Annotated in this window: 6 protein-coding genes; 5 read left to right on the plus strand and 1 reads right to left on the minus strand. The window is 68.8% G+C overall.

Going from position 1 to position 10,104, the window contains the following annotated elements; genetic code table 11:
- Window positions 1–1,623: helix-turn-helix transcriptional regulator (locus ACRDSQ_RS09970; protein ID WP_431420562.1), on the plus strand; the 1,623-nt coding region annotated here is incomplete at its 5' end.
- A 71-nt stretch (window positions 1,624–1,694) separates the two neighbouring features.
- On the opposite strand, the gene ACRDSQ_RS09975 is transcribed toward ACRDSQ_RS09970, so the two are convergent.
- Window positions 1,695–3,434 carry a S8 family peptidase gene (locus ACRDSQ_RS09975; protein WP_431420563.1) on the minus strand — a complete coding sequence of 580 codons (1,740 nt, stop codon included), beginning with the start codon at window positions 3,432–3,434 and terminating at the stop codon, window positions 1,695–1,697.
- Between the two features lie 731 nt (window positions 3,435–4,165).
- Here ACRDSQ_RS09975 and ACRDSQ_RS09980 point away from each other — a divergent pair.
- The 4 genes from ACRDSQ_RS09980 to ACRDSQ_RS09995 all read left to right on the plus strand — a co-directional run bounded on the left by ACRDSQ_RS09980 (window position 4,166) and on the right by ACRDSQ_RS09995 (window position 9,848).
- Complete coding sequence (locus ACRDSQ_RS09980) at window positions 4,166–5,065, plus strand: SDR family oxidoreductase (RefSeq protein ID WP_431420564.1); 900 nt, start codon at window positions 4,166–4,168, stop codon at window positions 5,063–5,065.
- Window positions 5,062–6,615, plus strand: coding sequence for a succinic semialdehyde dehydrogenase (locus ACRDSQ_RS09985; protein WP_431420565.1), 1,554 nt, complete (start codon window positions 5,062–5,064; stop codon window positions 6,613–6,615). Before ACRDSQ_RS09980 ends, ACRDSQ_RS09985 begins: the two co-directional genes overlap by 4 nt.
- 208 nt (window positions 6,616–6,823) lie before the next feature.
- Window positions 6,824–8,497, plus strand: coding sequence for a M14 family metallopeptidase (locus ACRDSQ_RS09990; protein ID WP_431420566.1), 1,674 nt, complete (start codon window positions 6,824–6,826; stop codon window positions 8,495–8,497).
- 169 nt (window positions 8,498–8,666) lie between these two features.
- On the plus strand, window positions 8,667–9,848 hold the full coding sequence (locus tag ACRDSQ_RS09995; RefSeq protein WP_431420567.1) for a trypsin-like serine protease: 1,182 nt from the start codon (window positions 8,667–8,669) through the stop codon (window positions 9,846–9,848).
- Window positions 9,849–10,104 lie beyond the last annotated feature (256 nt).

Here is a 10,104-nt window from a genome sequence, read left to right on the forward strand (position 1 = left end):
GGCGACGCCGCCACCGCGACCGCGCTGCTGCAGCGGCTGCTGGCCGAGCCGTCGCTGTCCTCGGCCGACGTCGACCGGCTGGCGGTGAAGCTCGGCCAGGTCGCGCACACCGGGCTCGACCAGATCAACCCGACAGCCACGATGCGCAGGCTGCTCGGCGACCGCAGGCTCTCGATGTCGGCCCGCGGCGAGGTCCGGCTGTTCCTGGGCCTGCTGCTGATCCGGCAGGCGGGCGGCGTGGCGACGGCCCGCTCGGAGATCGAGGTCGCGCTCGGCGATCTCGGCGAGCGCCCGGCGCTGGCCGCGAAGGCCACCGCCGTGCTCGCGCAGCCGTTCACCGGCGACACCCCGCTCTCGGAGATCGAGCCGTGGCTGCGCCGCACCGACGAGCTGATCGAATCCTGCGAGGACGAGGAGCTGCGGATCTCGTTGCTGGCCAACAACCTCGGGTCCCGGCTGCACACCGGAGACCCGACGGTCTTCGGCGACCTGTCCGTGCTTCCGCAGATCGCGTACTCGGCGGCCACCCAGCGCCAGCTGGCCAGGGCGTACTGCAACTTCGCCGACGCGTGCGTGACCGTCGGTCATTTCCAGCAAGGCGACGAGGCGCTGCAGACCGGCATGCGGCTGGCCGACGACTGCGGCGCGCCGTTCGTGGCGAGCACCGCGCGGGCCACGAAGGCCCGCCTCGACTGGTTCGTCGGCGACTGGGCCGGGCTGGCCGAACGGGCGGGCAAGCTGCTCGAGGAGTACCACGACCTGCTGCCGGTGGCCAGCGAGCTGAGCCTGGTGCTCGGGTCGCTTGCCTGCGCGCGCGGCGAATGGTCCGAGGCGATGAGCTACTTCACCACCACCGGCGCCTACGCGCCGCAGGAGGCGATCTCCCAGATCGCGATCGGCGGCTGCGCGGGGCTGGCCCGGGCGTGGCTGGCGCAGGACGACATCACCAAGGCCTGCGCGGACGTCGACCGCGGCCTGGCGCTGTTGCGCCGCAAGGAAGTCTGGACCTGGGCGGGCGAGATCCTGCCCGTGGCGGTCACCGCGTACGTGCGCGCGGGCAGGCTCGACGACGCCCGCGCCATCGTCGACCAGACGGAGGCGGGGATCTTCGGCCGCGACGCGCCGATGAGCGCGGCCGCGGTCGACAGCGGTCGCGGCGAACTCGCGGAGGCGGCGGGCGAGCCGCACATCGCCGTGGAATTCCACCGCTGCGCGCGCGGCGCCTACGAGAAAGTCAACGCCCCCTATTACGCCGCGATGTCCGCCGAGCACGAAGCGCTGTGCCTGCTGCCTTCCGACGGCGCGGAAGCGGCCGAAGCACTGTCCACTTTGATCGATACGTTCGACGGCCTTGGCGCCACCCGCGACGCGGCGCGCTGCAGGCACCTGCTGCGCGGCATCGGCGGGGTGAAGCCGTCCAGGCGCGGGCGCCGCGGGTACGGCAACGAGCTTTCCCCGCGTGAGCAGGAAGTCGCGCGCCTGCTCGCGGGCGGACACACCAACCGCGAGATCGCCGACGTGCTGTTCCTCTCGCCGCGCACCGTCGAGCAGCACGCGGCGAGAGTGCTGCGAAAGCTCGGCGTCACCTCCCGCGGCGAACTGCACGCCGAGGACTTCGGCTGAAGCGACGGTGGCTCCCCCGCGAAGTGCGGGAGAGCCACCGTCGATCACCGCGTCAGCCTTGGGTGCTGTCGTTATCCGACGAAGTCCAGCTTCCACGAGTTGATGTATCCGCTGTCGAACGAGTAGGCGTCGCGGACGCGCAACTTGTACTCGCCCGTCATGCCCTCACCGGACAGGTTGACCGTGTAGGTCGCGATCACGTTGTCCGCCGAGTCGCTCGCACTGGCGGGCTTGAGGGCGTACACGGTGCCGTCCGGCGCGACCAGGTCGATGACCAGGTCACCACGGTAGGTGTGGACGATGTTCACCGAGACCTTCGAGGTGGCCGACGGCGCGCTGGTCGCGTTGGCCGTCACCGAGGAGGTCACGGCGACGTTGTTGTCGGTGATCTGGACGTCGTTGTCGTTGGTCCAGTTCGTGCCGCCGCCGCCACCACCGGAGACGCACTTGGTGGCGTCCGGCAGACCGGCGCCGTAGTACTTCGGGTCGGTGTAGGTGCCGGAGCACTCCTTCATCTTCTTCTCGATGTCCTTGCCCTTGAGGGCCGGGAACGCCGACTTGATCAGCGCGGCGATGCCCGCGGCGTGCGGGGACGCCATCGAGGTGCCGGTCATCTGCTGGAAGCCACCACTGGCCGAGGTCGAGTTCACGTTCACCGCGGCGGCGGTCACGTCGACGGCGCCGTTGGTGTCGTAGTTCGAGCCGCTGTAGCGGTTGCCCTGCTGGTCGATGCCGGACACGACCGTCGAGCCGGTCGCCTCCTGCGGCATCAGCGCGCAGCCGGTGACGTTGCGGTTCTTCGGCTGCGAGTCGTTCGGGCTCAGCGAGGTCGACCCCTTGTTGGAGTAGTCCTTGCTCTCGTTGCCCGCCGCGACCAGGTTGATGATGCCCTGGTTGCTCGCGTGGTCGACCGCGCGCCGGACCGCCACGTCGATGGCCTTGAGGTCACCGTCGTTCTCGTTCTCGCACAGGCCGTACCACGGGTCGGTCCAGTAGCTGTTGTTGGTGACCTGCACACCCACCTCGACGGCGTGCATGAACGCGCAGACGGTGTTCTCCGGGAAGAACAGCTCGTTGCTCGGCTCGGCCACCCGGATCGAGGCGATCTTCGCCTCCGGCGCGACGCCGACGATGCCACCGTTGCCACGAGCCGCCGCGACCGAACCCGCGACGTGCGTGCCGTGGCCGCTGGAGCCGACGCTGCGCCAGGCGCCCGCGCGCTTGTCCGCCTTGCCGTAGGCGCAGGACGCCGACTTGGCGGCGTCGAAGTTCGGCGCAAGGTCCTTGTGCTGGTCGTTGACTCCGGTGTCCATGACGGCGACGGTCACGCCGGCGCCCGCTGTCGTGGACCAGGCCTGGTCGGCCTTGAGCTGCTTGACGTCCCAGCCCACGGCCTCGGTGCCCAGGTTCTGCCCCGCGCTGTTGCTCGGGATCGGCGGGTTGTCCGCGTTGGTCGGGACGTCGGAGGTCCGGGTCGCGCCGACGTACTGCACGCCGGTCACCGCGCGCACCTTCGACTTGAAGTCGGCGGCCGTCGTGTGCGCGACGATGACACCGATGGCGTCCCAGGCGTTCCAGACGGTGCCGCCGCTGTTGGCGACCGCGGTCTTGCCCGCGGCGATGTTGGCCGGATCGGTGATCACGAAGTAGGCGCGCGTGCCGGTCGGGATGCTGCTCGGCGCGGAGGGCGCGGCCGCGCCCTCCGGGCCGGCGGGGGCCGCGAACGCGAGGCCGGGTGTCACCACCAGACCGAAGCTGATGGACGCGGCCAAGATAGTGCGCCGCAGCCGGGTATTTGAGCGCAGGAACACGGATTCCTCCGAACAACTCAGGGGGCGTCCGCGCCGGACGGCGCGGTACAGGGAAGCCCCAGGTGCACTGACGATGATGCGCATTCCGGTGCACTGAAATCCATGCCCCGACGCAACATTCCACCGAAATTACCCCGACCGGACCAGAGATATCGAATACGCCGATCAGGGCATTTTCGCGCTATTCAATTCGACTGGCGAAATAGCTGCGAGGCGGGAAGGCCGCCCCCTGCTGGAAACCGCCTTCCCGCCTCGGTCGCGACGGCGCCAGAACCAAAGACCCTCGCATACGGGCAGTTCAGCGCGTGTCCGTTTGCCGATCGGACACTCTCGCCGCGATAGGGATGCCGGGTGGGTGAGGAACCACCCGGCGAAGTGTCAGCCAAACCGATTCGAATGCCAGCGGAGAGAGAGGCGAGGGCGTGGGCGCCTCTCTCTCCGCTCATTGACAGCGCCACCCGAAAGCCGCGACGCCGACATCACATTCGCCATCCGTGCCGCCGGATGGGGATTGCCGCCAGCAGGGTGGGCGGCCATCCGGGGACAACGATGCGACCGTTCGCCACCCGGAACAAGCCAGGGATCACTACGTAGCCCTACCTATCTTTTGGCAGGAACACGGTTGGCGCCCCGGCACGTCCGCGGCAAGCTCGCGCTCACCGTGAACCCTGGTGCGGAGAATTGGAACCGGTTACGTTTCTTGTCTGGCTCGCCCATGACAAGGAGCCCCGATGGCCCGAACCTCCCGGCCCCTGACCGACCAGGTCGTGGTGATCACCGGTGGCGCCCGCGGCATCGGCGCGGCCACCGCGGCCGCCTTGGTCCGCGCGGGCGCGCGCGTCGTCATCGCCGACCTCGACGCCGACCTCGCCAAGCGGACCGCCACCACCATCACCCGCGAGGCGCCCCTTCCGGCAGGTGAGTTCGACCTGCGCGCGACCGCCTACGGGCTCGACGTGACCGACCGGGCCGCCTTCACCGCCCTGCTCGACCAGATCGAGGCCGAGGTCGGGCTGATCGACGTGCTGGTCAACAACGCCGGGATCATGCCGATCGCCCTGATCGAGGACGAACCCGACCGCACCACCACCGCGCAGCTCGCGGTGAACCTGCACGCGGTCATCCACGGCAGCCGCGAGGCGGTGCGCCGGATGAAGCCGCGCGGGTCGGGTCACGTCGTCAACGTGGCGTCGGCGGCAGGCCGCATCCCGGTTCCCGGGGGCGCGACCTATGTGGCGACGAAGTTCGGCGTCATCGGCTTCTCCGAGTCGCTGCGGATGGAACTGCGCGGCACCGGGGTCGACGTCTCGTGTGTCATGCCCGCGATCGTCCGCACCGAGCTGGCCGCGGGCCTCAAGGACAGCAAGGGCGTCAAGCCGGTGACAGCCGAGCAGGTCGCCGAGGCGATCGTCGGCGTGCTGCGCTCCCCACGCTTCGACGTGTACGTGCCCAAGTCGGTCGGCCCAGCCGTGCGGATGGGCGCGCTGCTGCCCCGCCGGGTCGGCGAGTGGCTCAGCCGCAAGCTCGGCGGTGAGCGCCTGTTCCTCGACGCGCTCGACTCCGCCGCCCGACGCGACTACGAGACCCGTGCCGCCGACAGCGCCCCGGGCGCAGAGGAGACCCGAGAATGACCGCACCCGCCACCGTCACCGACGACCTGATCGCCCGGCTGTCCCGGCATGTCGCCGCCTCCGGCACCGAGACCATCTCCAGCGTCGAGGTGTTCACCGGCGCCACCCTGGCCACGCTGCCCGCGTCGAGCGTTCGCGATGTCGCCGACGCCGTGCACGCCGCGCGGGTGCCGCAGGCGCGCTGGGCGGAGCTCGACGTGCGCGAGCGGATGGGGGTGTTCGAGCGGTTCCACAAGCTGGTGCTCGACGAGCGCGAGACCATCGCCGACCTCATCCAGGCCGAGACCGGCAAGGCGCGCCGCTACGCGTTCGAGGACCTGATCGAGCCCGCGATCACCACGAGCCACTACCTGAAAGCCGCGCCGCGGCTGCTGCGAGCCAAAGCACGCAAGGGCATGATGCCGCTGGCGATCAAGGCCACCGAGCTGCGCCAGCCCAAGGGTGTCGTCGGGATCATCTCGCCGTGGAACTTCCCGTTCGCCCTGGGCATGTCCGACTCGATCCCGGCGCTGATGGCGGGCAACGCGGTGGTGCTCAAGCCGGACAGCCAGACCGCGCTGAGCCCGCTCTACGGCGTTGACCTGCTCTACCGCGCGGGCCTGCCCGAGGGGCTGATCACCGTCGTGCTCGGCGACGGGCCGACCGTCGGCGGCGCGCTGGTCGACAACGCCGACTACGTGGGCTTCACCGGCTCGACCCGCACCGGCGCCGAGGTCGGCGCCCGGGCAGCGGCCCGGCTCATCGGCTGCTCGCTGGAACTCGGCGGCAAGAACCCGATGATCGTGCTGCCCGACGCGAACGTCGCCGTGGCCGTCGACGGCGCGGTGACCAGCGCCTTCGCGAACACCGGGCAGCTCTGCATGCACATCGAGCGGATCTACGTGCACGAGTCGCTCCACGACTCCTTCCTCGCGAAGTTCGTCGAGGCGACCCGCGCGCTCAAGCTCGGCGCCCGCTACGACTACAAGTGCGATGTGGGCTCCCTGATCTCGACCAAGCAGCGCAAGGCCGTGGCCGAGCATGTCGACGACGCCCGGGCCAAGGGCGCGACCGTGCACCTCGGCGGCGTGTCCAGGGAGGACCTCGGACCGGCGTTCTACGAACCGACCGTGCTCACCGGCGTCACCCCGGACATGGCGTGCTTCGCCGAGGAGACCTTCGGGCCGGTGGTGTCGATCTACCCCTTCCGCGACGAGGAAGACGCGATCGCCTTGGCGAACGACACCACCTACGGGCTCAACGCCAGCGTGTACGGCCGCGACCTCGACCGCGCCCGCCGGGTGGCGCACCGGCTGCGGGCCGGGACGGTCAACGTGAACGACGGGCACGCGGCGGCCTACTCCAGTATGGACGCGCCGATGGGCGGAATGGGCTCATCCGGATTGGGCCGAAGGCACGGGGTCGAAGGGTTGCTCAAATACACCGAGGCACAAAATGTCGCGGTTCAGCGAGTCCAGGTCATCCCGCCGCCGAAAGCCATCCCCTACGGCCGGTACACCGGAATCATGGCGCGATCACTGCGCTTGATGCGCAAGCTCGGCCTGCGCTGACCGCCAAAGTGAAGCGGTCTGTGAAATAAACGGGAACGAAGGCCGCCGCTCGTAGCCTTGTGATGGGCATGCCACCCGGTCAGTATTCGAATGTCATAGCCGCGCGGGCATGAGTCATGAGGGCGCCCCAGGGTTTGAATCTGGCCGCGCGGCCAAGTCTGTACCCCTCCAGTGCCGGAAATTCCGGCACTCCCTGCAGGAGGCACGCGTGAATCGCAAACGCCTGTCCGTCATGGTCGGGGCGCTCGCCGCCTTTGCCGTGATCATCTCCATGAGCGGCAACCCGGCCAGCGGCGAGAACGCCGCCGCCCAGGAAGCCCGCGCATCGGCCGAGTACCACATCATCGGAGTCAAGACTTCCCAGCAGCGCAGCGCCATCGCGGCGACCGGCGCGGCCATCAACGGCACCGAGGACAGCCGCCTGTTGGTGACCGCCACCCCCGCCGAGGTTCGCAAGATCCGCGCCCAGGGCTTCACGGTCGAGGCCGAAGCCGCCCCGGCCGTCACCCAGGGAACGCAGGGTGCCGAGGGAATCAACGACTTCCCGGGCGCCGACGCGAACTACCACAACTACGCCGAGATGACCGCGGTCATCAACTCGGCCGTGGCGAACTATCCGGGCATCATCACCAAGCAGGTCATCGGCAAGTCCTACGAGAACCGCGACCTGTACGCGCTGAAGATCTCGGACAACCCGACGGTCGACGAGAACGAGCCCGAGGTTCTGTTCACCCACCACCAGCACGCCCGTGAGCACCTGACGGTCGAGATGGCGATCTACCTGATCAAGACCTTCACCGAGACCTACGCGACCGACGCCAAGGTCAAGTCGATGGTCGACACCCGCGAGATCTGGATCCTGCCCGACGTCAACCCCGACGGCGGCGAGTTCGACATCAGCACCGGCTCCTACAAGAGCTGGCGCAAGAACCGCCAGCCCAACTCGGGTTCGTCCTACGTCGGCACGGACATGAACCGCAACTGGGACTACAAGTGGGGCTGCTGCGGCGGTTCGTCGGGCAGCACCAGCTCGGAGACCTACCGCGGCACCGCGCCGGAATCGGCGAAGGAAGTCAAGGTCCTCTCGGACTTCGTGCGCAGCCGGGTCGTCGGCGGCAAGCAGCAGATCAGCACCGCGATCGACTTCCACACCTACAGCGAGCTGGTGCTCTGGCCGTTCGGCTGGACCCAGGCCGACACCGCCGAGGGTCTGAACGCCGAGGAGCAGAAGGTCTTCTCGACGATGGGCCGCGCCATGGCGCAGACCAACGGCTACACCCCGGAGCAGTCCTCGGACCTCTACATCACCGACGGGTCGATCGACGACTACCTGTGGGGCGTCCACAAGATCTGGGGCTACACCTTCGAGATGTTCCCGGCGTCCGCCTCCGGCGGCGGCTTCTACCCGGGTGACGAGATCATCGCCCGCGAGACCTCGCGCAACAAGGCGGCCGTGCTCTACCTGCTCGAGTACTCCGACTGCCCCAAGCGCTCGATCGGCCTGACCTGCGACGGCACCACGCCGCCGCCGACCGGCAACGTCTTCGAGAACACCAACAACGTCAACATCCCCGACCTGGGCGCCGCTGTCACCAGCGACATCACGGTCACGGGTCAGACGGGCAACGCCCCGGCGACGCTGAAGGTCGACGTCGACATCAAGCACACCTGGCGCGGTGACCTGGTCATCGACCTGGTGGCCCCGGACGGCTCCACCTACCGGTTGAAGAACTCGTCGGGCAACGACTCGGCCGACAACGTGATCGCCAGCTACACGGTGAACGCGTCGACCGAGGTCGCGAACGGCACCTGGAAGCTCAAGGTCCAGGACGTCGCCCGCTACGACACCGGTTACATCGACAGCTGGAAGCTCACCTTCTGAGCTGATCGCTGACGAAACAGTCACACCCCAAGGTGCTCCGGGTCGACCCGCAAACTCGGCCCGGAGCACCTCCTTATGCGGCCACCAGTCCCAGGTGGTTCGGCAAGTCACACAACCACGCGACCGCCACCCCCTGCGCTCCATTGTGGACGGTCACGGAAGGAACACTGTGCGTATCTCGAAAACGAAGAAGGCGGGGCTCCTGGCAGCGGGCCTCACCGCCATCCTGGCCGCGGTCGGGGGACAGGCGCTCGCCGCGCCCCCACCCTCGCAGCCGGGCGACGTCAGCCCCATGGTCGTCGGCGGCACCCTCGCCGCGAAGGGCGAGTACCCCTGGCTCGTCCGGCTCTCCATGGGCTGCGGCGGCGCGATGTACACCGAGCAGATCGTGCTGACCGCGGCGCACTGCCTCGACGGCACCGGCCCGGACACCAGCATCGGCGTCACCTACGGCGTCGCGGACCTGCAGGACACCACCGCGATCAAGCGCACGTCCACCTACGTGCACTCCGCGCCCGGCTTCACCGGCGTCACGGCAGGCAAGGACTGGGCGCTGATCAAGCTCAACGCCCCGATCACCGGCGCGACGCTGCTGCCGATCGCCACCACCACCGCCTACGACAACGGCACGTTCGACGTCATGGGCTGGGGCTCGGTCCGCGACGGCAGCAACACCCAGGAGCGCTACCTGCGCAAGGCGCAGGTGCCGTTCGTCAGCGACGAGGTGTGCTCCGGCTCGGCGTCCTACCCGAACCTGGTGAAGTCCGACTCGATCTGCGCGGGCTACAAGGACGGCAAGATCGACACCTGCCAGGGTGACTCGGGCGGACCGATGGCTCGCCGCGACAGCAACAACAACTGGGTCCAGGTCGGCATCGTGTCCTGGGGCACCGGGTGCGCCCGCCCGGACAAGTACGGCATCTACACCCAGGTCAGCTACTTCGCCGCGGCCATCCAGGCGGCGGCGGCCGAGCTCGGCGGCGGCACCACGCCCCCGCCCACGGGCACGGTCTTCGAGAACACCAACAACGTCAACATCCCCGACGCGGGCACCGCGGTGACCAGCTCGATCACGGTCTCGGGTGTCAGCGGCAACGCGCCTGCCACGCTCAAGGTCGGCGTCGACATCAAGCACACCTGGCGCGGCGACCTGGTCGTCGACCTGGTGGCCCCGGATGGCTCGACCTACCGGATGAAGAGCTCCAGAAGCAACGACTCCGCGGACAACGTGATCACCACCTACACGGTGAACGCGTCCACGGAGGTGGCGAACGGCACCTGGAAGCTCAAGGTGCAGGACGTCGCCCGCTACGACACCGGCTACATCGACAGCTGGAAGCTCACCTTCTAAGCATTCCAACAAACCTGACCACTATCCTGCCGCACCTGGGGGGCACCGTGACGCTACGAGACCACGGTGCCCCCCAGGCCGGCGCATGACACGCGAGGCGACCAACCTTTAAAATTTTCGGGGAGGCGGAATTGTTCGAGCGCAACTGGATGAGGACGTTACGCAGGACCGCGATGGTGGTCGTCGGAGCCGCCGTCATCGTGGGCATGTCGACGGGGCAGGCCCTCGGCGCCCAGCCGCCGTCGGACAGCGACTC

Origin of the sequence: Actinokineospora sp., assembly GCF_050699995.1 — a bacterium.
Taxonomy (GTDB): Bacteria; Actinomycetota; Actinomycetes; order Mycobacteriales; family Pseudonocardiaceae; genus Actinokineospora.

Coding starts and splice junctions, on each gene's coding strand:
- ACRDSQ_RS09980 (WP_431420564.1), top strand. CDS start 4,166: ATGGCCCGAACCTCCCGGCCCCTGACCGACCAGGTCGTGGTGATCACC.
- ACRDSQ_RS09985 (WP_431420565.1), top strand. CDS start 5,062: ATGACCGCACCCGCCACCGTCACCGACGACCTGATCGCCCGGCTGTCC.